26 protein-coding genes are annotated in these 22,548 nt (G+C 43.5%); 21 read left to right on the top strand and 5 right to left on the bottom strand.

The window, feature by feature from the left end:
- Positions 1–449: 449 nt before the first annotated feature.
- Together V7K60_RS28105 and V7K60_RS28100 are read left to right on the top strand one after the other, a co-directional pair.
- Positions 450–1,721: an urease accessory protein UreH domain-containing protein gene (locus V7K60_RS28105; RefSeq protein ID WP_334930463.1), complete on the top strand. Its 1,272-nt coding sequence runs from the start codon at positions 450–452 to the stop codon at positions 1,719–1,721.
- Positions 1,696–2,397, top strand: a complete 702-nt coding sequence (locus tag V7K60_RS28100) for a hypothetical protein (protein ID WP_334930461.1) — start codon at positions 1,696–1,698, stop codon at positions 2,395–2,397. Before V7K60_RS28105 ends, V7K60_RS28100 begins: the two co-directional genes overlap by 26 nt.
- Positions 2,398–2,534: 137 nt before the next feature.
- Here V7K60_RS28100 and galE read toward each other — a convergent pair whose 3' ends face one another.
- Complete coding sequence (gene galE, locus V7K60_RS28095) at positions 2,535–3,533, bottom strand: UDP-glucose 4-epimerase GalE (RefSeq protein ID WP_334930459.1); 999 nt, start codon at positions 3,531–3,533, stop codon at positions 2,535–2,537.
- A 149-nt stretch (positions 3,534–3,682) separates the two neighbouring features.
- On the opposite strand from galE, the gene V7K60_RS28090 reads away from it, so the two are divergent.
- The 3 genes from V7K60_RS28090 to V7K60_RS28080 all read left to right on the top strand — a co-directional run bounded on the left by V7K60_RS28090 (position 3,683) and on the right by V7K60_RS28080 (position 6,581).
- Positions 3,683–3,922 carry a hypothetical protein gene (locus V7K60_RS28090; protein WP_334930457.1) on the top strand — a complete coding sequence of 80 codons (240 nt, stop codon included), beginning with the start codon at positions 3,683–3,685 and terminating at the stop codon, positions 3,920–3,922.
- 10 nt (positions 3,923–3,932) lie between these two features.
- Positions 3,933–4,583, top strand: coding sequence for a hypothetical protein (locus V7K60_RS28085; protein ID WP_334930455.1), 651 nt, complete (start codon positions 3,933–3,935; stop codon positions 4,581–4,583).
- Positions 4,584–4,829: 246 nt separating this feature from the next.
- Entirely contained in the window at positions 4,830–6,581 is a 1,752-nt protein-coding gene (locus V7K60_RS28080; protein ID WP_334930453.1) for an ABC transporter ATP-binding protein, read from the top strand.
- 149 nt (positions 6,582–6,730) lie between these two features.
- Here the strand turns inward: V7K60_RS28080 and V7K60_RS28075 are convergent, their stop codons facing one another.
- A complete protein-coding gene (locus tag V7K60_RS28075) occupies positions 6,731–6,937 on the bottom strand; it encodes a hypothetical protein (RefSeq protein WP_334930451.1) in 207 nt (68 codons plus the stop codon).
- Between the two features lie 232 nt (positions 6,938–7,169).
- Here V7K60_RS28075 and acsF point away from each other — a divergent pair, with 232 nt between their 5' ends.
- Positions 7,170–8,225, top strand: coding sequence for a magnesium-protoporphyrin IX monomethyl ester (oxidative) cyclase (gene acsF, locus V7K60_RS28070; RefSeq protein ID WP_334930449.1), 1,056 nt, complete (start codon positions 7,170–7,172; stop codon positions 8,223–8,225).
- Positions 8,226–8,626: 401 nt separating this feature from the next.
- Here the strand turns inward: acsF and V7K60_RS28065 are convergent, their stop codons facing one another.
- The 3 genes from V7K60_RS28065 to V7K60_RS28055 form a co-directional block, all read right to left on the bottom strand.
- Complete coding sequence (locus tag V7K60_RS28065) at positions 8,627–8,959, bottom strand: DUF3140 domain-containing protein (RefSeq protein ID WP_334846692.1); 333 nt, start codon at positions 8,957–8,959, stop codon at positions 8,627–8,629.
- Between the two features lie 9 nt (positions 8,960–8,968).
- Entirely contained in the window at positions 8,969–9,184 is a 216-nt protein-coding gene (locus V7K60_RS28060) for a DUF2945 domain-containing protein (RefSeq protein ID WP_334930447.1), read from the bottom strand.
- A 202-nt stretch (positions 9,185–9,386) separates the two neighbouring features.
- A complete protein-coding gene (locus V7K60_RS28055; RefSeq protein WP_334930445.1) occupies positions 9,387–9,629 on the bottom strand; it encodes a hypothetical protein in 243 nt (80 codons plus the stop codon).
- A 478-nt stretch (positions 9,630–10,107) separates the two neighbouring features.
- Between V7K60_RS28055 and V7K60_RS28050 the strand changes: the two genes are divergently transcribed.
- The 15 genes from V7K60_RS28050 (at position 10,108) to V7K60_RS27980 (ending at position 22,373) form a co-directional block, all read left to right on the top strand.
- Positions 10,108–11,055 (top strand): zinc-binding dehydrogenase, encoded by a 948-nt coding sequence (locus tag V7K60_RS28050; protein ID WP_334930443.1) that lies wholly within the window; start codon positions 10,108–10,110, stop codon positions 11,053–11,055.
- A 3-nt stretch (positions 11,056–11,058) separates the two neighbouring features.
- Positions 11,059–11,418 (top strand): hypothetical protein, encoded by a 360-nt coding sequence (locus V7K60_RS28045; RefSeq protein WP_334930441.1) that lies wholly within the window; start codon positions 11,059–11,061, stop codon positions 11,416–11,418.
- 25 nt (positions 11,419–11,443) lie between these two features.
- Entirely contained in the window at positions 11,444–12,244 is an 801-nt protein-coding gene (locus V7K60_RS28040; RefSeq protein ID WP_334930439.1) for an SDR family oxidoreductase, read from the top strand.
- Positions 12,245–12,323: 79 nt separating this feature from the next.
- Positions 12,324–13,238 (top strand): TauD/TfdA dioxygenase family protein, encoded by a 915-nt coding sequence (locus V7K60_RS28035; protein ID WP_334930437.1) that lies wholly within the window; start codon positions 12,324–12,326, stop codon positions 13,236–13,238.
- Positions 13,239–13,278: 40 nt separating this feature from the next.
- Positions 13,279–13,638 carry a hypothetical protein gene (locus V7K60_RS28030; RefSeq protein ID WP_334930435.1) on the top strand — a complete coding sequence of 120 codons (360 nt, stop codon included), beginning with the start codon at positions 13,279–13,281 and terminating at the stop codon, positions 13,636–13,638.
- 33 nt (positions 13,639–13,671) lie between these two features.
- Entirely contained in the window at positions 13,672–14,304 is a 633-nt protein-coding gene (locus V7K60_RS28025; RefSeq protein ID WP_334930433.1) for a glutathione S-transferase family protein, read from the top strand.
- 68 nt (positions 14,305–14,372) lie between these two features.
- On the top strand, positions 14,373–15,752 hold the full coding sequence (locus V7K60_RS28020) for an LLM class flavin-dependent oxidoreductase (protein ID WP_334930431.1): 1,380 nt from the start codon (positions 14,373–14,375) through the stop codon (positions 15,750–15,752).
- 116 nt (positions 15,753–15,868) lie between these two features.
- Positions 15,869–16,831, top strand: coding sequence for a DMT family transporter (locus V7K60_RS28015; protein ID WP_334930429.1), 963 nt, complete (start codon positions 15,869–15,871; stop codon positions 16,829–16,831).
- A 15-nt stretch (positions 16,832–16,846) separates the two neighbouring features.
- Complete coding sequence (locus V7K60_RS28010; RefSeq protein ID WP_334930427.1) at positions 16,847–17,500, top strand: HAD family hydrolase; 654 nt, start codon at positions 16,847–16,849, stop codon at positions 17,498–17,500.
- Positions 17,500–18,276: a sulfite exporter TauE/SafE family protein gene (locus V7K60_RS28005; protein ID WP_334930425.1), complete on the top strand. Its 777-nt coding sequence runs from the start codon at positions 17,500–17,502 to the stop codon at positions 18,274–18,276. Before V7K60_RS28010 ends, V7K60_RS28005 begins: the two co-directional genes overlap by 1 nt.
- A 27-nt stretch (positions 18,277–18,303) precedes the next feature.
- Positions 18,304–19,557, top strand: a complete 1,254-nt coding sequence (locus V7K60_RS28000; RefSeq protein ID WP_334930423.1) for an MFS transporter — start codon at positions 18,304–18,306, stop codon at positions 19,555–19,557.
- A 68-nt stretch (positions 19,558–19,625) separates the two neighbouring features.
- Positions 19,626–20,012, top strand: a complete 387-nt coding sequence (gene hpxZ / locus V7K60_RS27995; protein ID WP_334930421.1) for an oxalurate catabolism protein HpxZ — start codon at positions 19,626–19,628, stop codon at positions 20,010–20,012.
- Between the two features lie 136 nt (positions 20,013–20,148).
- Complete coding sequence (locus tag V7K60_RS27990) at positions 20,149–20,712, top strand: NUDIX hydrolase (RefSeq protein ID WP_334930419.1); 564 nt, start codon at positions 20,149–20,151, stop codon at positions 20,710–20,712.
- Between the two features lie 53 nt (positions 20,713–20,765).
- Positions 20,766–21,581, top strand: coding sequence for a class I SAM-dependent methyltransferase (locus V7K60_RS27985; RefSeq protein ID WP_334930417.1), 816 nt, complete (start codon positions 20,766–20,768; stop codon positions 21,579–21,581).
- Positions 21,582–21,779: 198 nt separating this feature from the next.
- On the top strand, positions 21,780–22,373 hold the full coding sequence (locus tag V7K60_RS27980) for a GNAT family N-acetyltransferase (RefSeq protein WP_334930415.1): 594 nt from the start codon (positions 21,780–21,782) through the stop codon (positions 22,371–22,373).
- The last annotated feature ends 175 nt before the right edge of the window (positions 22,374–22,548 follow it).

The raw sequence follows: 22,548 nt of genomic DNA, 5'->3' as shown, positions 1-22,548 counted from the left end.
TAAAAGCGATAGGAGGTTGATCCCGTAGAGAAGCGATCGCAGCTTGTAAATTCTGGTTTATCATTGTTCGCTCTTAGACAGATATACCCCTCCGTATTATCTTATGATTCCTATATAGACACCGCTGCTGCACCCAAAATTCAATCATCATTACTTAATTTACTACAAAAGGGAGAGGAGAATGATAATTTTTATCAAAAAGGGGGATGTTTTATTTTTTGGAAGTCCTTAACAGCCGCATTGCAGATATCCACCTTTAGGAATAAGATTTCTTGTAAACATCAAGTTTGACGCTTTGTCTTTTGACAGCGATCGCAACTTCACTTACAGTTCCGCACTAGAGGAGTGTTGAGTACTGAGTAAAGAAGAAAAGAAAAAATTTCTTATTACTTCTTCAACATCTTTATTCGGACACTCAGGACTCATAACTCAGAATCTCGGACTTTTTTATGGTAGATTTGTTGCTGATCGCAATCCTGGGGTTCCTGGGCAGTTTTGGACATTGCTTTGGGATGTGTGGCCCGTTAACAGTGGCATTTTCTCTGTCTCATCAGCCAAAAAGTCCACAAACAGTCTCCTTGGGACGGACATCAACCTTAGAAAAACCCGACACTTGGCAACAGCAATTAAAATTTCATATCCTGCTAAATCTGGGGCGGATGTTGAGCTATGCTCTAGTCGGTGCTGGCATAGGGGCGCTAGGTTCGGTATTGCTGCAAGGTGGACAGCTAGCGGGTGTTGGCAGCGACTTCCGGCGCTGGATGGCAATTCTGACTGGTGTGATGTTGATTTGGTTTGGCTTAGGACAACTAAAACCCGATTTACTACCGCGCATTCCCGTGTTACATCCCCTATTGCAAGGTAGTTTACATGATCGCCTCAGCAGAGGAATGGTTAAGCTTTCCTTAAAAACCAAATGGTGGACACCAATGCTTTTGGGGATGACTTGGGGTTTAATGCCCTGTGGTTTCCTGTATGCTGCCCAAATTAAAGCCGCTGAAACTGGCAATTTATGGATGAGTACAGCTACTATGCTGGCTTTTGGCTTGGGAACCTTGCCCACGATGCTAGGTGTAGGCGTTTCCACATCTTTGGTAAGTAAAGATAGGCGCAGTCAGTTGTTTCGATTAGGCGGTTGGGTAACACTCACCATTGGGATCATCACCTTGCTGCGGACTGGTGACACAATGGTAGATTACACCGGACACGCCGCCTTAATCTGCTTAATTTTGGCGTTAATTGCGCGTCCGATTAGTGGCTTGTGGGCTTCACCACTGCGTTACCGTCGCGGCTTGGGTGTGGGATCTTTTGTGCTTTCTGTGGTTCACACCTTCCACATGATAGAACACTCATTGCAATGGAATTTTGCCGCCTTTTCGTTTCTGCCGCCAGAATTTCAGTGGGGGATGGCTGCGGGTGCTGTAGCATTGGTATTAATGTCCCCCGCCGCTTTTACAAGTTGGGAATCGTTGCAAAAATCTTTGGGCAAGCGTTGGCGACAGATTCATCTATTGGGTGTGCCAGCCTTGCTCTTGAGTGCCATTCATACTGTGTTGATTGGTTCCCATTACCTGGGTTCCTTGCAATCAACTTGGGGAAATAAATTAGCGGCAGTACTGATGGTAATTGTTACTCTCAGTGTCTTGCTAGTGCGATCGCGCTTTTTTTGGTCAAAGTTAGCCGTAGAAAAGTTTTATGTTCCCCCAACCAAATCGCGGTAAATCATCCTTATTTTCTGGCTCTATCTTAGCGAGTCAAAAACAGAGGCGTTACCCCCTCAAAGGCATTTTCTGGAAGAATCAAGGAACAATAAAGTATTTATTATTCCTGAGTTGCTTAGTTATATCAATAACTAATCTTTACCCTGCTTTTGCTCATAAGGTGGAAGTAGCTGGAGATGTCGGTGGCACTCTCCACATTGAACCAAATGATAATCCCCGTGCTGGAGAACCAAGCCAAGCCTGGTTTGCACTTACCCGCAGAGGTGGAAGGGTAATTCCCCTGTCACAGTGTAATTGTCAGTTGGCTGTTTATGCCGAACCTTATGCAGCCGGAGAGCCACCGCTGTTAGAACCACAGTTAGAACCTGTAGCAGCCGAACGTTATCAAGGCATCCCAGGTGCAGAAGTTGTCTTTCCCAAACCAGGCCTTTATGAGTTGCAACTAAATGGAAAACCTGTCTCTGGGGCAAGATTCAAACCCTTTGAATTCAAATTTGAAGTGACTGTGGCAGGAGGCGGGTCTACACAAAGTACACGAAACCTGCGAGATGTCAATGGTGATTTAGTAGAGGGTCAATCTCAACAATTACCAACTTGGGCGATCGCACTGCCAATTCTCGGATTTATTGGCATCTTAGTTGTCGTCATGCAAAGTATGAGGAGGGGTGGGGAGTAGGGAAGAAGCAGAGGGGCAGGGGGAGAGCAATTCAAAATTCAAAATTCAAAATTAAATAACTTGTGCTTTCTCCCAAGGGGAGACGTCAAGGGCGATCTGCCTCCAGCAAGAACTGCCTCTGCCAATGCCCAATGCCCTTATTTATGTCGCTTCTGATGCCACTGCCACGCATCAGCGACAATATCTTTGATGGATGGATACTGAGGTTGCCAGCCTAAGATTGTTCTGGCTTTATCGCTGGTGCCAATGAGAATTGGGGGATCGCCAGGACGGCGATCGCGTTCTTCTACTGGGATCGAAATCCCTGTCACCTCTTCGACTGCCGCAATGACTTCTCTGACGGAGAAACCGCTGGCATTGCTCAAATTAAAAACTTCGCTATCGCCACCTTTTAATAAATATTCCAATCCCAAAATATGGGCATCTGCTAAGTCATTAACGTGAATATAATCGCGAATACACGTACCATCGGGGGTGGGGTAATCAGTGCCGAAAATTGAGATAGATTCTCGTTTGCCTAAAGCTGTCATTAGCACCAAGGGAATTAAATGGGTTTCTGGGTTGTGATCCTCGCCCAGTAAGCCATTGGGATTAGCACCAGCAGCATTGAAATAGCGAAAACGCACTGATTGCAAACCGTAAGCGACATCAAAATCAGAGAGAATCCTTTCTACCATCAGCTTTGTAGCGCCATAAGGATTAATCGGATTTTGGGGATGGGTTTCTGGAATCGGCACGAATTGCGGTACCCCGTAAGTGGCACAGGTAGAAGAAAAGACAAATTTCTTTACAGATGCTGTCAGCATCGCTTCTAACAGGGTCAAAGTACCAAGGACGTTATTGCGGTAATATTTGGCCGGATCAGTAACAGATTCTCCTACGTAGGCATAAGCAGAAAAATGCATCACCGCAGCAATATCGTGGGTTTTAAATAGATGATCGAGCAAGGCGCGATCGCTTGTGTCCCCAATTATCAGTTCTACCTGTAAAACCTTTTCTACTAGATCGCGATGTCCATAAACCAGATTATCAAGTATGACAACGCCATAACCTGCTTTCTTCAAAGCAAGCACTGTATGGGAACCAATATATCCAGCTCCCCCCGTTACCAGAATAGTAGGCTTTCCAGGCGACATAGTTTTTCCTTTTGAGTCGATTACTTAATTAATTTAGTTTATCGGTACCATATTACTCTTCTGGAAAATTATAAATAATAGACGCAGTGTCAAAAAATTGCACTAAAATCACTACGACGGTAGTCTTTGGGTGTGAGGTTTGAGAAATTTTGAGTCAAACAGTGCGATTACAATTTGACAATAAAATAAATCCATTTCTCGAAACCTCTAGGTTGAGCCTTACGGGTGACGCTTCTAACGTCACTACCAGTAAGAAGTCGCCGTTTTATGCATGGTTTCCCTGCATAGCAGTCCTTTCTGGGGGCAACCCCGATCGAAACGGACTGCCTCTCCTGACGGAGACGCTACGCGAACACCACCACACTGGCTCACTGCACCAGAAAATTTGAGAGTTAGTCTATGTTTCTATTGTTAAGCCGGGTACTGCTGTGGCTGCTGATTGGCACTATCGTCTATTCTCTATTCCAGCGATTTTATCCCTCTGGAAGTTTTGTCGGGCGATTAATCTTAGTGGTTATCTTGGTAATCGTAGCCCTATCATTTCTTAACCCCAATGAACCTGCTGTGGCGTCGTTGTGGAGGATGCTATCTTTTCCACTCAAGCCTCTAGGAGCCTCTGTTTTACTGATGATTATTGCCGCTCAGAAAATCAAAGGAGGTGGAATAGAGAAACCAGGAGGATACTTGATCGGTTGGGCACTGACTATTTTGCTGTTAGCAAGTACACCAGCAGTTGCTTATTTCCTTTATAGAGCACCTCTAGCAATGACGGGTGAAACATCTGTTGCAACTGCTACACCAATATCTGAGACACTGGTGGCATTAGGGCAACCCACCACAGCGAACATCTCAGATGTGACGGGCGATCGCATTCTTTCTTATAATTTGAGAGTGCCTCCCTATTTATTACAAGGAAGTCCTCAAGATATTCGCACACGCGGTTTACGACTTGAAGACTTTGTACCAAATTCGGAAACGTTGCAATTGACAACAAGAACTTGGGAAAGTTATCTCATTGAAGTTTACAGGTTCTTGCGTGTTCAGCGGTAATCAGGCAAGAGAACAATACTTGGTTCGTAGTAAGCGCTCAAGCGCTCAATCCAAGAACTAAAGTCCTTACTACGAACTTATTTCTTCATTAAAGTTGCTGTAGTGGACTACTAGTACCGAACGGCAATAACTATCCAGTTAAAAGAGGTAATAAAAGCTGAATTTCTAACAAGCGATATTTCCTCTTCATAGCTGCCTTCTGGGACTAGCAGTTAATCTAGATGATAAAGTTGCACAATTGCTTTAATGGCAAAATCTCGACGAATCGCTAAACTCAGTGCTTACCTACAACCCCATTGGCGGGAAGCCTCCTTGGGTATTCTCGCTTTGTTGTCTGTCAATGCACTGGGTGTTTATATCCCTTGGTTGATTCGTGCTGGTGTTGACAAACTCTCGACAACCTTCAGCTGGAACCAAATACTACATTACGTAGTAGTCATTGTTTTACTCAGTTCGGCGATGTGGCTAATGCGCATGGCATCACGCATTTGGCTTTTTGGAGTGGGACGTCAGGTGGAATTTGACCTGAAACAACGGATTTTTGAACACTTACTGAAGCTGGAGCCTGCTTATTTTGCCAGTAATACTGCTGGCGATTTGATTAGTCGGGCTACTAGTGATGTGGACAATATCAAGCGGTTATTGGGTTTTGCGGTCTTGAGTTTGGCAAATACGGTGTTTGCCTACGCCCTGACACTGCCAGTAATGCTGGCAATTAGCGTGGATCTCACCCTAGCCGCCCTAGCAGTTTACCCTTTTATGCTCTTGTTGGTGAGTCTGTTTAGTGATCGCTTACGCAAACAACAAGCAAAAGTCCAAGAGCAACTCTCTGATATCAGCGAACTCATCCAGGAAGATATTAGTGGTATTGCCTTAATTAAAATCTATGCTCAAGAAGCAAACGAGCGCCGAGCTTTTGCCAAGAAAAATCAGCAGCTATTGACTGCTAACCTGGAATTGGCAAAACTCCGCAATACACTGTTTCCGCTAATTGGCGGGCTAGCTAATATCAGTTCACTGGTAATCATCTGGCTAGGGTCAGCACGGATGTCTGCTGGGACGCTTCAGGTTGGCGATTTTTTAGCACTGTTAATTTATGTAGAGCGCCTGGTTTTTCCCACTGCCCTTTTAGGATTCACAATTACTGCCTACCAACGTGGTGAAGTTAGTATCGATAGGCTTGAATCTATTCTCTCTGTCACACCGAAAATTCAAGACACAGCCGATGCCATACATCTACCAGTGGCTGAACTTAAAGGTGAACTGACAGCTAAAAATCTCACCTACAATTACCCTGGTTCCACTACTCCAGCTTTAGCAAATGTTAACTTTACCATTGCTCCTGGAGAAACTGTAGCGATTGTTGGGGCAATTGGTTCGGGGAAATCTACTTTGGCCAATGCTTTACCGCGCTTGTTGGATATTGAATCAGGACAATTGTTTTTAGATGGGCTAGATATTACTAAGATCGCTCTAACAGATTTACGAGGTGCGATCGCCTACGTTCCTCAAGATAGCTTTCTATTTAGCACTACAATCAAAAATAATATTCGCTACGGCGATCCACTTAGCGAACAACAGCAGGTAGAATCTGTCGCTAAACTTGCCCAAATTGAATCAGAAATTCATAATTTTCCCCAGCAATATGAAACTATTGTTGGTGAACGCGGTATTAATATTTCTGGCGGTCAACGGCAACGTACTGCTTTGGCTCGAGCAATGTTGGTCAATGCTCCAGTGTTAATTTTGGATGACGCTCTCTCTAGTGTGGATAATCAAACAGCCACGCAAATCCTCAAAAATCTCTCCAGTGGTACTGAACGTAAAACAGTAATTTTTATTACGCACCAATTATCAGCGGCGGCGGCTGCTGACCGAATTTTTGTGATGGACAAGGGAAAAATTATGCAGATCGGAAATCACTTAGAACTTTTAAAACAACAGGGTTTATACAGAACTTTATGGAGCCAACATCAAGTTGAGGAATTACTGCGGTGAAGAAGACAGTATAAAACAAGTTTCAAAAGCCTTGGATGAAAGAATGATTGGGAACTGGTATTTGGACTCAGCACTGGCTCAACGCCCTGTTATCCATACTTTTAAGTCAGAGGGCAAGAATTTAGCTAGGATAAATGGTTAGGAGTACCTCACGCCCTAGCTAAATGTCCAACGGTGCGATCGCGATGATTAAAAGCTGATAGGCTATTCCCCCAAACTGCGGAAAAATTCACACCCTCTTTAAACACCCGCCCTTCTGGAATCACGCGCTTACGTCTTTCTTTGCCTTCTGTTTGCTCCAGTGGCTTGTTGAAAGCGTGCTTTTGCATCAACTTGCTCAAATGTGCAAATCTCATCCTGTAAATTCTACATAAATTGCTGCGATCGCTCCACTCGTCCCATATTCAGGGTAGCAAAACTTCGGCGTGAGCGCTCAGTCAAATGCCCAATCCACAAGATGGATAATTTATTTATTGGAAATCCCTTCCTGCCGACTTTACTGAAGGATTGTAAAGAGGTCTAGCAAAATAATTGCATTTGTCATAACTTGATAGTTATAGAACTATTGATTCGCTCGCCTCATTACTCATGGTTAACACCCTACCCAAGCCAGAAATTAAAACCCCCAGCAAAGAAACTGTACTCACCCCGCGGTTTTACACTACAGATTTTGAAACCGCAGCCAAGCTGGATTTGTCTGCCCAGGAAACAGAGTTGCAGGCGATGTTGACAGAAATGCGGACAGACTACAACCGCCACCATTTTGTTCGTGATGAAGCGTTTGAGCAGTCTTGGGAACACATTAATGGTGAAGCAAGGCAGGCATTTATAGAGTATTTGGAACGCTCTTGCATTTCTGAGTTTTCCGGCTTTTTGCTATTCAAGGAATTATCCCGCAAGCTAAAAAATCGCAGTCCAGTGCTAGCGGAAATATTTCAAATGATGGCACGTGATGAAGCCCGCCATGCTGGATTTCTCAACAAAGCAATGGCCGATTTTAAACTCTCCCTTGATTTAGGCACTGTTACTAAAACCCGCACTTATACATTTTTCCCGATTGAATGGGTACTTTACACCGTTTACCTCTCAGAAAAAATTGGCTACTGGCGTTACATTATTATTTTCAGGCATCTAGAAAAGCACCCAGAAAACCAGTTTTACCCCATATTCCGCTACTTTGAAAGCTGGTGTCAGGACGAAAACCGCCACGGGGACATATTCAAAGCATTATTGCGTTCTCAACCGCAACTCTGGAACACCTGGAAATCTAGGCTGTGGAGTCGCTTTTTTTTGCTATCAGTATTTGCTACTCACACCCTGACAGTTCATGAACGTTCCGGGTTCTACAAATCATTGGGACTTGATGCCACAGAATTTGATATCCAAGTTGTCCGCAACACCAATCAAACCGCAGGACGCGCTTTTCCTGTAATATTGAATACTGAACATCCCAAGTTTTTCTCACGTCTACAACGCTGTGTTGGTTATAACTTGAAAATTGCAGAGATTGAAGGCAGTTTTAGTCCTAAATTGGTGAAGCTAATTCGCAAACTACCTTTGATTGCAGCAATTGTTTGGAATCTGCTGTTAATTTACCTCATCAAACCAATTGATACTGAAGCCCTGCGGGGAACAGTTCGTTAGCTATTTATCAGACATCTGCTCGTGAAATTAATTATGTGTCCTGAATAATGCATAATTAATTTCACTAGATGTGAATTCTTGAATATTTGGGTAGCTCAATGATGACAAAATTAGACTAAAGTCTATACATATTGTCAAGAGTTCAGAGGGTGTAGGGAAACCACGTTTCAAAATGTGAGATTGAAGCAATGACGCGCTCATTTCTCTTTGCGAGACGCCAAGGGCGAACGCGCTGCGCCACTCGTTATACATCTTTTTTTTTACTGGGCTTTAGACCCAGAACTAAAATTTTTTATTTCTACAATCCACACCCAAACCTGCAACTCCACACCCTTTTCTTTGTGAAAAATTAAAACGACTTTTAACTGGAGGCGAAGCTTTCCAAGGCTACACTTTAACTCTCAACTTTTAATCGGGTCGTGTCCCCAATTTTTTAGTGAGTAGCGCCAACGTGTATGTTCAACATCGCCTTCAGGCTGCTGCGCTAAGTGGCGATGAATGTAACTAACGACTTTTTTCATCTGTGATAAATCATCATCTGTATAAGTATCTTTTTTCTTTTTCAGCAAACCGATGATCTGCTTACCTGATTTGTGTCCAATTGATTCATCGTCATTTTTCTTTTGTCCAACAGATTGAGATTCTTCTGTTTCCAGCCAGGATGCTAGTTCTTTTGGTGTCATGTTGACTGAAGAATAAAACTCATCTATTACTGATTTGATATCTTTACTCATAACGCTATATTAGTCTTCAATTTTTTCAAGAGCATCGAATTTATGAGCAGCTTCTTTGCCAGTTTTGTCGCTTTTCACTAGATATTGTGGATTATCCTTTGAGGCCGCAACATGATGTCCACTTATATCTATGGGTGAAGTTAATTTTTTTTCTACTTTGCCAGTAGTTTCACCCTGTGATGTATTCCACTTTACCCGATCGCCTTTCTGTAATTCTTCAGTCACGAGTTTTTCTTTTGGCTATTTTATATCTGCTTATTATGGTGGGGTCGCCAGAAAAATTAATCGGCCGAACGAGAGAAAAAGGGTTATGGAGAGCTAACTTTTTCCGTTATCGTTTGGGCAAAGCGATGTCTACGATGGTCACTGAGCTTGCCGTTCGCGCAGCGTCTCGTAGAGAAGTGCGAGCTAGGCCTACGCTCACTGACTAAGTTTCTGTCGGTTCAGCCGATTTCATTCTTGCTTCACCAACTTCTGCTTTTGCTTCTGTGATCATATCTTTTGCCAACATGCGATCAATGTCGGTGCGATCGCAAATACCTGCCGTGACAATTAATGGAATCATCACACCCACCTGTTGTTGCAAATAATCCTGCAGTTGAGAAATTACAGACTCAATCGAGTATCCTGGAATTTTTACTACCAAAGTGCTAATTTTAGATATTTTCAATAGGATATTTGCTCATAGATATTGCTGAATTTTTACTAGCATATTAATAAATAATAATGCAGTAATTGTTAAAATACTTATCCGGCAATAAAGCTTGATTTTTATCAGATAAAAAAGATAAAAGTTATTAATTTAAAATTTTACCATACTGCATAGCAAAATCCATAGATGCCCGACAGAAGGCGGGTCATAGAGTAAGCTAGAAGGTTGATACGACTAGCTGACAATGCAGCAATAGATGAAACAAATATTTTCACAGGTGCTTGATTCTTCTGGCTGTTTGTGATAACTTTCTTTATTACGAACCCAAAATACTGTAATTCTATCAAGATGCCGTTGTTTATTAAATTTTGTTAACCTAGCTGCAAGGATTTGCAGTTAAGAATAAAAAGCTAATCTATCGAGATTATTTATTGCAGGTATAACATTCATTGCAAACCAACAAACTAGAAATTAATCTCTAAGCCAGGGCAACCTTATGAGCAAAATACGTGCTGTGATTGTTGATCCCAATGTGCCAGGGCGTTTGGCACTGAGTGAAGTGACTGCACCAAAGCCTGCCCCAGATGAAGCTCTAGTGCGGGTAGCAGCAATTTCCCTCAATCGGGGAGAGATAAAACGTTCAACCACTGCTGAGGCTGGTTGGCAGCCTGGTTGGGACCTAGCAGGTGTAGTGGAAATCCCCGCCGCCGATGGTTCGGGGCCTCCCCAAGGGGCGCGTGTAGTTGGCTTGCGCCGTGCCGGTGCTTGGGCAGAACTCGTGTCTGTTCCTACTGACGCCTTAGCAGTAGTGCCGCCATCAGTATCTTTTGCTCAAGCGGCCACGCTGCCTGTAGCGGGTTTAACTGCATACCATGCAGTGTTAAAAGGTGGTTCACTTTTGGGTCGGACGGTTCTGGTTACAGGTGCATCAGGAGGCGTAGGTTACTTCGCTATCCAATTGGCGCAACTGTCAGGAGCGCAAGTTGTAGCACATATTCGTCAAGCTGGCTATGAAACTCTAGTTAGAGAAGCAGGGGCGCAATCGGTAGTGATTGGCGAAGACCTTTCACCCGCCAGCGAGTATGGCCCCTATGATCTAATTGTAGAGTCAGTAGGTGGTAAGACTTTGGGGGTAGCCCTTGGCTTACTGGCACAGGATGGGAAAACTGTGCTGTATGGAGTATCTGGGGGAGCTGAAGTGACATTCAACGCGGCTCAATTTTTTGGGACTGGTAGCGTCAGCCTGTATGGTTTACGTCTATTTGATGAATTGAGATTTGAATCAGCAGCAGTCGGTCTAAAACGGCTTTTGAGTCTAGTAGAAGCAGGTGAGTTACATCCTCACATTGACTTAGAAGCTTCTTGGACACAAATAGCTGACGTGGCCCAACAACTACTCGATAGGCGTTTTCCTGGCAAAGCTGTGTTGCACATTTCAAATTGAGCAATGGCAGATGGTATGAGGGATAGTACTGACTTCTGGTTAAAACTAGATCAGCTTGTAGCCATTAGTAATCTCAAGATAGATCGCCCAAAAGGGACATCACATCCACTTTATCCATCCTTTGTTTATCCGTTGGACTATGGATACTTGGAAAATACTCGCTCTGGAGATGGAGCCGATATTGATGTCTGGATAGGTAGTTTGTTTAGCAAAAAAGTCACCGCCGTCATTTGTAGTGTTGACTTGGAAAAACGGGATACAGAAATCAAAATACTTCTGGGCTGCACTTCTGGGGAAAATCAAGCCATCTTGGATATTCATAATATAGGCTCTCAATCAGCAATATTATTGGTTCGCAAGTAAATTACATTTTTGAGGGTAAGTTTGTATGAGCTTAGAACTAAAACTATCAGGTAAAACAGCGATCGTCACTGGAGGAAGTGCGGGCATTGGTTTAGCTACTGCCAAAGCACTTTATAGTGAAGGTGTGAATGTTGCGATCGCAGCCCGCAATCAAGAACGCTTAGATCAGGCTGTAGCTGACATCCAGTCTTTACCAACTCCTGGGGCTAAAGTTATTGCTATCAGCGCTGATTTAACTAAAGCAGAGGATGTTGAGAAAGTTGTCTCCACAACATTAGCCCAGTTTGGTCAGATTGATATCTTGATTAATAATGCAGGTTCAGCCCGTGCTGGATCTTTCCTAGAATCCACTGATGATTTATTTTTGGATGCTTGGAACTTAAAATTATTGGGCTATATCCGCTTAGTTAGAGCCGTCGTTCCCCATCAAAAAAGTCGCGGTGATGGGCGGATTGTCAATATAGTCGGTGGTGCAGGACGGACACCTCGTCCGAACTTCCTAGCTGGTGGTACAAGCAATGCTGCTTTGCTGAACTTCACAAAGGGCATTTCTAAAGAGCTAGCCGAGTACAAGATTCGCATTAACGCTATCTCCCCTGGTGCTACAGCTACTGAGCGTGCCGAGACTTTAGCTCGGCAAAATGCCCAAGCACAAGGCATTACCGTCGAGCAAGTGAAGGCACAAAACATCCAGAGTATTCCTTTAAAAAGAATCGCCCAGCCAGAAGAAATTGCTGCGCTGGCGCTATTTTTGGTGTCTGATCTTGCTGCATCGATTACAGGAACAGAGATTATCGTTGATGGCGGATCTACCCCTGGTGTTTAACAGTAGAGACGCGATGAATCGCGTCTGATGAATCGCGTCTCTACTCTTGTAAAAACTTAAACTTCTTGGAGATAAAAACATGGGTTCTCAATACTTTGATATCAAACCAGTTGCAGGACGTATCGGTGCTGAAATTATTGGTGTTAATCTGAGTTCTAAACTCAGCGATGAGATCATCAGCGATATTCGCAAGACTCTAGTCAAATACAAAGTCATCTTTTTCCGTGGTCAGCAACAACTCGATGCTGATGGACAAGTCGCCTTCGCTCGTCGCTTCGGTGAACTCACTACAGCCCACCCAACTGTACCATCGCTGCCAGAAAATCCAGAAGTCTTAGACCTGAATTATGGGCGTACCACTTCCCGCGCTAATAGCTGGCATACTGATGTAACATTTGTAGACCGTCCTCCTCTCGGCTCTATCTTACGAGCGCTTGACATTCCGCCAACTGGTGGCGATACAATCTGGGCAAACTCAGTAACTGCATACCAAGATTTACCTACCCATTTGCGTAATCTTGCGGACCAACTTTGGGCAGTACACAGCAACAAATTCGACTATGCTACTGCATTTGACTTACCTGAAGATGCTAAGGCTTACCGGGCTGTTTTCACCTCGACTGTATACGAGACTCTGCACCCAGTTGTACGCGTCCATCCCGAATCTGGGGAGCGCGGGCTATTCATCGGCGGATTTGTGCGCCAGTTCCGTGGCTTATCAACAACTGAATCAGATGACATTCTGCGGCTGTTGCAAGCATACATCACACGTCCTGAAAACACAGTCCGGTGGCGTTGGCAAGTTGGTGACGTAGCCTTCTGGGATAATCGGGCTACTCAACATTATGCGATCGCAGATTACGGCGACCAGCCCCGCCACGTTCAACGCGTCACAATTGTCGGCGATCTCCCAGTTGGCATTGATGGTAAACAAAGTGAGGCTATCAAAGGAGATGCTTCTGAGTACAACCGACGTCAGGCGGTAACTGCGTAATACTTGGGCTTGGGGAATAGGGGATGAGTCTTTGATACTGGTGAACGAGTCTTTAATACTCGCTGACGAGTCTTTGATACTCGTGAATGAGTCTTTGATACTCGTGAATGAGTCTTTAATACTCACCGACGAGTCTTTAATACTCGCGGATGAGTCTTTGATACTCGCCGACGAGTCTTTAATACTCGCGGATGAGTCTTTAATACTCGCGGATGAGTCTTTGATACTCGTGAATGAGTTTTTAATACTCGCTGACGAGTCTTTGATACTCGCGGATGAGTCTTTGATACTCGTTGACGAGTCTTTGATACTCGTGAATGAGTCTTTGAACTCCACTCCCCTGCTTTCTCTGCTCCCTCTCATCTCCCCACTCCCCTTTGCTGGCTTAACCTTCCACTGATTAATGACTCCTGAATTCTGAACTCAGTATCTAATGACGATCGCGCTTTTTATGAAACTCTTCTATACACTTAACTCACCCTATGCACGTATTGCACGGGTAGCAATAATAGAATTGAATCTGTGCGTAGGCGTAGCCCGTCGTAGACATCGCATCGAAACGCAAAAAGTCATTGCACGAGATCCAAACAGCGACCTATTGAATTACAACCCGACAGGTAAAGTACCAACTCTAGCTACTGACGAAGGATTTATCTTGAGTGAAACACGTATAATATGCGCTTATCTGAATCACTTAAATCCTGAAATTAAACTAGTTGCTGACATATCTAATGGCTTTTTACAGCAACTCGAAGGTATGACTGGTGGGTTTATAGATGGTATTGCTGTGTGGGTACGGGAGTTAAGGCGTTCTCTGGGCGAGCAGTCTCCTGGGGTGATCGAGTTTGAGCATGAGCGGGCGTTGAGAATTTTGGACTACTTCGAGAAGATAGCAGATAAACTCGACCAAACTCCTAAACTTGCTCATATAACCCTCGCCTCTGCACTTGGACTAGAAATCCGTCTTCCTGATTTGCAATGGCGGCAGAAATATCCAAAACTTGCCCATTGGTACGATGAATTCTCTAAACTACCTTCTATCCAAGCAACAAGACCAGAGTCTTAATAACTAACATTTTATTGTTCCAAACAAGAGAACGAAAAAAGCATAAGTACGCTCTCGCAAATAGAAATATGAGTACGAAAAAACAACTTAAACTCGGAGCATTTTTACCCGGTAGTGGTCATCACGTCGCAGCATGGCGACATCCCAACACCCCGGCTGATGGAGGTCTAAACTTCCAACATTACAAGCAGCTGGCACAAACAGCTGAACGGGGTAAATTTGATATGCTTTTCCTCGCAGATGGTTTAGCTGTCTGGGATCGAGGGCAAGGGACTGAGGCTTTTAGCCGTTCGGGACAATTTAGTGTCCACTTTGAACCTTTAACCTTATTGTCGGCTCTGTCTACGGTGACAGAAAATATCGGGTTGGTGGCAACATCATCAACGACTTATGATGAACCTTTTCATCTCGCCCGCAAGTTTGCATCACTAGATTATCTCAGTGGTGGTCGTGCCGGCTGGAATCTTGTAACCTCTGCTGCTGAAGCCGCAGCGCAGAATTTCAGCCAAGAAAACCACCTAGAACACTCGCTACGCTATGAACGGGCGAGGGAATTTGTAGATGTTGTCACCAAACTTTGGGACAGTTGGGAAGACGATGCTTTTCTCCACAATAAGGAGTCAGGTATTTACTTCGATGCAGAAAAGTTGCATGTTCCCCACCACAAGGGCAAATATTTCTCGGTGCGCGGTCCGCTCAATGTGGCGCGTCCACCGCAGGGATATCCAGTAATTGTACAAGCTGGATCTTCTGAGGCTGGACAGGATTTAGCTGCCCAAACAGCAGAGGCGATTTTCACTGCACAACAAACATTGGCAGAAGCTCAAGCTTTCTATGCCAGCGTCAAGGGGAGATTGGCTAAATACGGACGTTCCCCTGACCATCTTAAAATTATGCCAGGGGTATTCCCAGTGATTGGTAAGACTGAGCAGGAAGCTAAGGATAAATATGAGCAACTTCAGGAGTTGATCCATCCCTTAGTAGGATTAGGGCTGCTTTCTGGGCTAGTGGGTGGCCATGATTTGTCTAAATATCCCCTAGATGGCCCGCTGCCGGATCTGCCTGATACCAACGCTGGCAAAAGCCGCTTGCAGTTGATTACCGATCTTGCCCGCAGAGAGAATTTAACAATTCGGCAACTGTATTTGTGGATTGCAGGAGCGCGAGGACATCGAACGATTCTCGGAACACCAGAACACATTGCCGATCAGTTAGAAGATTGGTTCGTTAATGGTGGGGCTGATGGATTTAACATCATGCCGCCCTGGCTACCTGGAGGTTTAGATGAATTCGTAGACTTGGTAATTCCCGAACTGCAACGTCGAGGAATATTTCGTACTGAGTATGAAGGTAGTACTTTGCGTGAAAATCTTGGTTTACCCCGTCCGGTGAACCAGTTCAGCACAAAGACTGCTTCTGAACCTGTGGGCGTCGGTTCCTTGGCATAGTTTTGATTGAACAACTGGCAGTGTTTTTGAAGCGACGGCTTTGATTTCCTCAAACTTCATCTGGTTTGTTAGGTTTTAACAATACAATCAGGTCGTCTCTAAGGAAACTTTTTATCGTGTTGGGCATCCTAACGGTTCTTCTATCCTCCTTTGTTTTGACGTTTCACAACGTTACTGTCCGAGTTTTGTTTTCAGAACATCTCGTACTAGGTTTATTTTTACTCGGTGGATACGTTAAACCGGATTTGCAAAATTCTTTCTTGCTGATGTTCATGCGAATGCTGCTGGTGGTTCCACTCATGGCATCTCTATCATTCAAGCTATATCCATCTGCTTGGACAGAACTTCAAGACTTGTTCACCCGCAAGCGTAGGGATGTTCTAATCCAAGCTCTTGGCTGTGGGGTACTGATGTTTGTGTATATTGCCTCACTCTACATTGCTATTGGCTTGATTCCCACAGGCATTGCCTTGACCCTTTTCTTCACCTATCCCGTATTTACAGCGCTGCTGTCTTGGAGGTTTTTTGGCGATCGCCCCACATTGTTCCGTTGGCTGGTAATGGCTATTATTCTAGTGGGAAGTGCTCTCACCATTCCCCAATCTTCTGCTACTTATAGCAGTCATACCATTGCGATCGGCATTTTCGCTAGTTTTGGCGCTGGGATCGTTTACGCTTTTTATTGCATCATTGCTCAAAAATGTTTAGAAAAATTCCATCCAATTCCCTTTACCTGGATCAGTTTTGCCTGCACTCTACTGCTCTCTGGTATTAGCTTACTGTTCTGGCCAGGTAAAAACGCCCAACTTGACTGGACACCCCTATGGATTGGCAGCATATTTTCCGGTCTGGTCAGCTTTCTTGGACACACATTAAACAATGTGGGAATTCGGATAGTTGGCGCATCTACCGCTTCCATAATCGGCTCTAGCAGTCCAGCATTGACGGCACTAATGGCATGGATAACCATTAACGAAACTTTAAATGTGATTCAGAGTGTAGGAATTGGTGTTGTCACATTGGGGATCGCCTTACTTAGTGCAGAAGGCTTTGTGAAATCGCTCAAAATTAGGGCTTGAATTGGGAATTAAGATATGCCTTTCTCCGCTATCCTTTTTGATCTTGACGGGACTTTGACAGATCCTAAACCTGGCATCACTGGTTGCATTCAATATGCACTCTCTGAACTCGGTTACAAACCACCGAATGCTGATGAATTAAATTGGTGTATTGGCCCACCACTGAAAGATAGCTTTTCGCAATTACTTAATACCTTAGATAGCACAGTAATTGAACAGGCTCTTTTACTATATCGTCGTCGCTTTGCCACAATTGGATTATTTGAAAACTCACTTTATCCCCAAATTTCAGAAGTCCTAAGAGCCATTTGTTTTGCTGGTTATAAAACTTTTGTTGCGACTTCTAAACCATCTATTTATGCGACGCAAATTATTGAATATTTTGGATTAGCATTGCTTTTTGATGGTGTTTATGGTAGTGAACTTGACGGAACGCGAAGCATAAAAGGTGACTTAATTCACCATATTTTATTAACAGAAAAACTTTTACCCTCTACTGTGGTGATGGTAGGCGATCGCTCACATGACATCATTGGAGCCAAGCGCCATCACATCGCCTCAATTGGTGTTACCTATGGCTATGGAACTGAGGAGGAATTGAAAGCTCATGGTGCTGATTTGATTGCCCATTCTCCAAGTGATATTCCCAAATTAATAATTCGTAAATAATGCCACCATCTTTAACACTTTTCCATAGCTTACTTCTCTTCAGTACCGCTTTTATTGCAGGCGGCTTAAATGCTGTAGCGGGTGGTGGAAGCTTTATCACGTTTCCAACTCTTATCTTTACGGGTGTACCCCCGATCGCAGCTAACGCCACGAATAATACTGCGATTTGGGTGGCTGCTCTAGCAAGTGCTGGAGCATATCGTCAAGATTTAAACATCGAGCGGCGAGATTTTTTACTTCTATGTGGTGTCAGTTTATTTGGTGGCATGATTGGCTCCATCGCCTTATTGTATACATCGCCAGATGTGTTTAAAAAGCTGATTCCCTATCTGTTGCTGCTGGCAACCCTAGTGTTTACCTTTGGCGAACCTTTCAAAAAGTGGTTGCAGCGTCAAAGTCAAAAGTCATCACCTGAGTCTGTACCTTTGTTTAATTTGGTACTGGCTCAACTAGCGATCGCAATCTATGGCGGTTTCTTCGGCGCAGGTTTAGGGATTTTAATGCTGGCAACTTTGACATTTTTAGGCATCAAAAGTATTCATACAATCAATGCTTTTAAGACATTTTTAGGGAGTTGTATCAATGGTATTGCAATTATTCCATTTATTTTTGCAGGTGTGATTGCCTGGCATCAAGCTATTTTGATGGCAGTAGGTGGCTCTCTTGGTGGTTACTTAAGCGCCCATTATGCTCGTAAACTTGAACCGCACTTAATTCGGAAATTTGTCATGATTGTTGCCTTCAGCATGACTGCCTACTTTTTTATTCACGGTTAAGGACTGGGAACTACTCAGGGGTGATGTATGGAAGCATCAAAAAAATCGCAGATCATGCTTCGTGCTTTTGGTTCCAGAAATTTTCGCCTGTACTACATCGGTCAAGCAATTTCTCTGATTGGTACATCCATGACTCAAGTGGCTACTAGTTGGCTAATATATCGCCTCACCGATTCCGCTTGGTTACTAGGTTTAGTGGGCTTTGCCAGCCAAATTCCCACACTTCTATTGATTCCTGTGGGTGGAATTATTGCCGATCGCTGGAATCGTCATCAAATATTGCTTGTTGCCCAAATTCTAGGAATGCTTCAGTCTTTAGCTCTAACGTGGCTAGCCCTAAGCGGTACGATTAATATCAAGTACATTGCAATTCTTGGTGTATTGCAAGGGATGATCAACGCCTTCGATATTCCCACCCGACAGGCATTTCTTCCAGAAACGGTTGGTAAGGAAAATCTCGGTAATGCCTTTGCCTTGTACTCTTCCCTGGTGAGTGTGACGAGTATGTTGGGCCCTGCGATCGCAGGTTTGTTGATTGTGGCGCTGGGATCGGGGCTATGTTTCTTAATTGATAGCATCAGTTACATTGCTGTAATTATTGCCCTCTTAGCAATACGGCTGACATCTAGAAAAGCCATCATTTCCAAACGCAAACCTTTAGAAGAATTAAAAACTAGTTTTAAATATGCCTTTGGATTTTTGCCAATTCGCTCAGTGTTGATTGGTTCGGCTTTAGTCTGCTGCGTCTGGGGATTTTATTTAGCTTTGGGGCCGATTTTTGCCAAAGAGATTTTGCAGGGTGGGCCTAATACCTTTGGTTTCTTGATGACAGCTTCCAGTTTGGGAACCTTAGCAGGTGGTATCTATTTAACTAAGCATGGCAATGTACTGGAATCAGGTAAAGTTCTAGCATTGGGTATATGTTTTATGGGAATAAGCTTGATTGTCTTTGCCCTATCCCGTGTGTTCTGGCTTTCACTGCTCTCATTATTTGCAGCTGGTTTCGGCTTTATTTTACAGATAATTGCTGGACGCACTTTGCTTCAGTTGTTGGTGAGCGATGAAAATCGCGGACAAATTACCGATCTTTACGTTATGGCATCTACAGGCGCAGTACCTATAGGTAACTTAATAGCTGGCACACTAGCAAGCAAAATTGGCAGTAGCAATACTGTCATCCTTGGTGCAAGTATTTGTATTGCAGGCTCAATTTTCTTTATGCAGCAAATCTCCACCTTCCGCGATCTGGTTCGTCTGAATCTACGTACTGAAGGAGCTTAAAAGAAAAATAGCTCTGGCTATTTGAAAGAGTGCATAATCAGCCATAACACTAAAAATTGATAATAACAATGACTACTATAAATGACCCTGCTGTTGTAGCTGAAGTAACTGATTTGTACCTCAAGTATGAAAAAGCCCTTTCTAATAACAATTTGGAGGTAATGGATAGCTTGTTTTGGGATGCACCCGAAGTAGTGCGGTTTGGCATCACAGAAAACCTCTATGGTGGCGATGAAGTTCGTAACTTTCGTCAGAATCGGCCAAACCCGAAAATAGAGCGAGAAATCTCGAATCTCAAGGTTGTAACCTTTGGGAAAGATGCAGCAACAGTAACTTTAGAATTTCGCCGGATTATCAATGGTGTAGAGCGTTTCGGGCGACAAAGCCAGACTTGGTACAAGTTTACCGAAGGATGGAAAGTGGTTTCAGCCCATGTTTCATTATTGCCAGTGTGAGTTTCAAAACTATGGCTAGTATTTTAGTTAGATATTAGCTGCCAGAAAAGATAGTGAGTGGCGATAATACTAGCTTTACCTGATTTCCAATCATTAAAAATAATTCCTACAACAAACGTTAAATAGAGGTTTAAATATGGTAAGCCCATTTGATTGGATTGTATTAAAATCTAGATATCTAGTAAAAGATAGATGGATTTCAGTACGGTCTGATACTTGCCAAATGCCTAATGGAACAATAGTTGACCCCTATTATGTTCTTGAATATCCAACATGGGTAAATGTTGTAGCTTTAACTAAAAATCAGGAAGTTATTTTAGTAAAGCAATATCGCCATGGTCTAAAAAAAACAATTCTAGAATTGCCCAGTGGTGCTGTAGAGACTGAAGATATTTTACCAGTGGAAGCTGCAAAACGTGAATTATTGGAAGAGACTGGTTACATTAGCAATCATTTTATTGAAACTGGTATATTATCACCAAACCCAGCTAATCATAACAATTTAACCCATTGTTTTTTAGCAACAGATGTGGAATGTGTAGCTGATTTAAAGTTAGACCTTACCGAACAAATTGATGTAGTTTTATTGCCTTTAAAAAAGGTCGTTGAAGGTATTGATAAAGGTATACTGCTTCAAACATTACATATTAGCTCATTATTTTTTGCTCTAAAAAAACTTGATAAAGTGCAATTTTCTTAGTCATCTGGCTAGAGTTGTCTTTGTCAATAACTTCACTAAAGGATAAAAGATAAATGACTGCAACCATTTCATTTGATCGCGTTTCTGATATCTACGATGCAACACGAGGACTACCGCCTGAGATTTCCGAGCAAATCACAGATTTTATCCTCAATCTAGTTTCAGTAACAGCAGAAACCAAATTTTATGAAACAGGTATCGGCACTGGTAGAATTGCTGTCCCGATCGCAAAAAGAGGTTACTCTTATACAGGTATAGATATCTCAGAAAAAATGTTAGCTGAACTGCACCAGAAACTAGAGGGTGTATCTCATAAATTAACAGCAATTAAGGGAGATGCAATTTCTCTACCATTTACTGACAATTCTTTTGATGTTGCGTTAACAGTTCATGTGTTTCACCTGGTTTCTGCTTGGAAGCAAGCACTAGCAGAAATTCGTCGAGTCCTTAAACCGGGAGGAATTTACCTCTACACTCACGGTAATATGAATTTCAGCAAAGTTAATGAAGATGTCAATCAGGGTAGATTTGAATTTCAGCAACGTTGGCAAGATATCATTGCTAGCTATGATTATCCCTTACCTGGCTATGGTGCAACAGCAGAAGAGGTTTTAACAGAGTTGCGCGAACAAGGAGCAAATTTAGAAACAGTTGTTGCAGCCAAATGGCAGTCTAAACTAACTGTGGGCAAATTGCTTGAATCTTATCAAAACAAGATTTATCGCAATACTTGGCACATCCCAGATGATATCTTTGCCCGTGCAATTCAAGATTTGCAAGACTGGGCTTTGCAACACTACGGCTCTTTAGACTACGATTTGTCTGGTGAAAGTAGGTTCAAGATTGTAGTAGTACGCAACTGGGCTTAATTGCGATAAACAAGTTTGTAGTAAGGACTTTAGTCTTTGTCTTACAGCAATTTTCAAGTAGTTAGACCGCGACTGAAACAAGGAGTAGAGAGTGTGGAGTAGTGTAGTTCAATTACTTGAAAAGCACTATAAGCACTTCAGTGCTTACTACGTAATAGACAAAGATAAGCTGGACAATGATTAAATGAGGATTCACTAATGATATTGGAAACTCAACGCCTATTACTGCGGGAAATGACGCTTTCTGACCTCGACGCGTTACTGCTTGTCCTCGGCGATGCAGAGTCGATGCGCTACTACCCAAAGCCCTTCGACCGCGAGATGGTGGAAAAATGGATCGATCGGCAACGCCGCAACTACGCACAGCACGGCCACGGCTTGTGGGCGATGGTTCTCAAGACGATGGGTGAGGTAATCGGTGACTGCGGACTGGTTTGGCAGGAAGTCGAGGGACACCAAGAACTCGAAATTGGTTATCATGTCCGCAGCGACCAACAAATGCAGGGTTACGCAACTGAAGCTGCATCTGCTTGCCAAGACTACGCCTTTAACGTGCTGGGTAGCGCGCGCGTCATCTCCCTGATTCGTCCAGAGAACATCCCCTCTCGGTGCGTAGCTGAAAAGAACAGACTCAAGGTTGTTCAGGAGATACTCTGGCGCGACATACCGCACTATATATATGCTGTGCAACGCTCAGAAAGTAAATTTCTTACAACAAGCAATTTCTCAGAAGCAGAAAAGTTTAATAATCTGTATACTGACGTTGAGGCTGCTCATCAGGAACATAGCTAGCCATTAGACTTATTGGCATTGTGGGGAAAAGGGTAAGGGGTAAAGGGCAATACGCTTGGGTTAAGGGTTATTGGTGTAAATAATTGGTCTTTCAAGACGCGATAAATCGCATCTCTACATCAGGGTTTTGTTGCTCATTCTGAACTGTATTGCCTGATAATTGCGTTGTAGAGCA

Source organism: Nostoc sp. (assembly GCF_036917555.1).
Lineage (GTDB): Bacteria > Cyanobacteriota > Cyanobacteriia > Cyanobacteriales > Nostocaceae > Nostoc.
Note: the sequence above shows the minus strand (reverse complement) of the source record. Positions and strands in the feature narration are given on the sequence as shown.

What these genes read in the sequence shown, in the direction of transcription:
- V7K60_RS28105 (WP_334930463.1), top strand. Translation starts at nt 450, where the DNA reads ATGGTAGATTTGTTGCTGATCGCAATCCTGGGGTTCCTGGGCAGTTTT.
- V7K60_RS28100 (WP_334930461.1), top strand. Translation starts at nt 1,696, where the DNA reads ATGTTCCCCCAACCAAATCGCGGTAAATCATCCTTATTTTCTGGCTCT.
- galE (WP_334930459.1), bottom strand. Translation starts at nt 3,533, where the DNA reads ATGTCGCCTGGAAAGCCTACTATTCTGGTAACGGGGGGAGCTGGATAT.
- V7K60_RS28085 (WP_334930455.1), top strand. Translation starts at nt 3,933, where the DNA reads ATGTTTCTATTGTTAAGCCGGGTACTGCTGTGGCTGCTGATTGGCACT.
- V7K60_RS28080 (WP_334930453.1), top strand. Translation starts at nt 4,830, where the DNA reads ATGGCAAAATCTCGACGAATCGCTAAACTCAGTGCTTACCTACAACCC.
- V7K60_RS28075 (WP_334930451.1), bottom strand. Translation starts at nt 6,937, where the DNA reads ATGAGATTTGCACATTTGAGCAAGTTGATGCAAAAGCACGCTTTCAAC.
- acsF (WP_334930449.1), top strand. Translation starts at nt 7,170, where the DNA reads ATGGTTAACACCCTACCCAAGCCAGAAATTAAAACCCCCAGCAAAGAA.
- V7K60_RS28065 (WP_334846692.1), bottom strand. Translation starts at nt 8,959, where the DNA reads ATGAGTAAAGATATCAAATCAGTAATAGATGAGTTTTATTCTTCAGTC.
- V7K60_RS28050 (WP_334930443.1), top strand. Translation starts at nt 10,108, where the DNA reads ATGAGCAAAATACGTGCTGTGATTGTTGATCCCAATGTGCCAGGGCGT.
- V7K60_RS28045 (WP_334930441.1), top strand. Translation starts at nt 11,059, where the DNA reads ATGGCAGATGGTATGAGGGATAGTACTGACTTCTGGTTAAAACTAGAT.
- V7K60_RS28040 (WP_334930439.1), top strand. Translation starts at nt 11,444, where the DNA reads ATGAGCTTAGAACTAAAACTATCAGGTAAAACAGCGATCGTCACTGGA.
- V7K60_RS28035 (WP_334930437.1), top strand. Translation starts at nt 12,324, where the DNA reads ATGGGTTCTCAATACTTTGATATCAAACCAGTTGCAGGACGTATCGGT.
- V7K60_RS28025 (WP_334930433.1), top strand. Translation starts at nt 13,672, where the DNA reads ATGACGATCGCGCTTTTTATGAAACTCTTCTATACACTTAACTCACCC.
- V7K60_RS28020 (WP_334930431.1), top strand. Translation starts at nt 14,373, where the DNA reads ATGAGTACGAAAAAACAACTTAAACTCGGAGCATTTTTACCCGGTAGT.
- V7K60_RS28010 (WP_334930427.1), top strand. Translation starts at nt 16,847, where the DNA reads ATGCCTTTCTCCGCTATCCTTTTTGATCTTGACGGGACTTTGACAGAT.
- V7K60_RS28005 (WP_334930425.1), top strand. Translation starts at nt 17,500, where the DNA reads ATGCCACCATCTTTAACACTTTTCCATAGCTTACTTCTCTTCAGTACC.
- V7K60_RS28000 (WP_334930423.1), top strand. Translation starts at nt 18,304, where the DNA reads ATGGAAGCATCAAAAAAATCGCAGATCATGCTTCGTGCTTTTGGTTCC.
- hpxZ (WP_334930421.1), top strand. Translation starts at nt 19,626, where the DNA reads ATGACTACTATAAATGACCCTGCTGTTGTAGCTGAAGTAACTGATTTG.
- V7K60_RS27990 (WP_334930419.1), top strand. Translation starts at nt 20,149, where the DNA reads ATGGTAAGCCCATTTGATTGGATTGTATTAAAATCTAGATATCTAGTA.
- V7K60_RS27985 (WP_334930417.1), top strand. Translation starts at nt 20,766, where the DNA reads ATGACTGCAACCATTTCATTTGATCGCGTTTCTGATATCTACGATGCA.
- V7K60_RS27980 (WP_334930415.1), top strand. Translation starts at nt 21,780, where the DNA reads ATGATATTGGAAACTCAACGCCTATTACTGCGGGAAATGACGCTTTCT.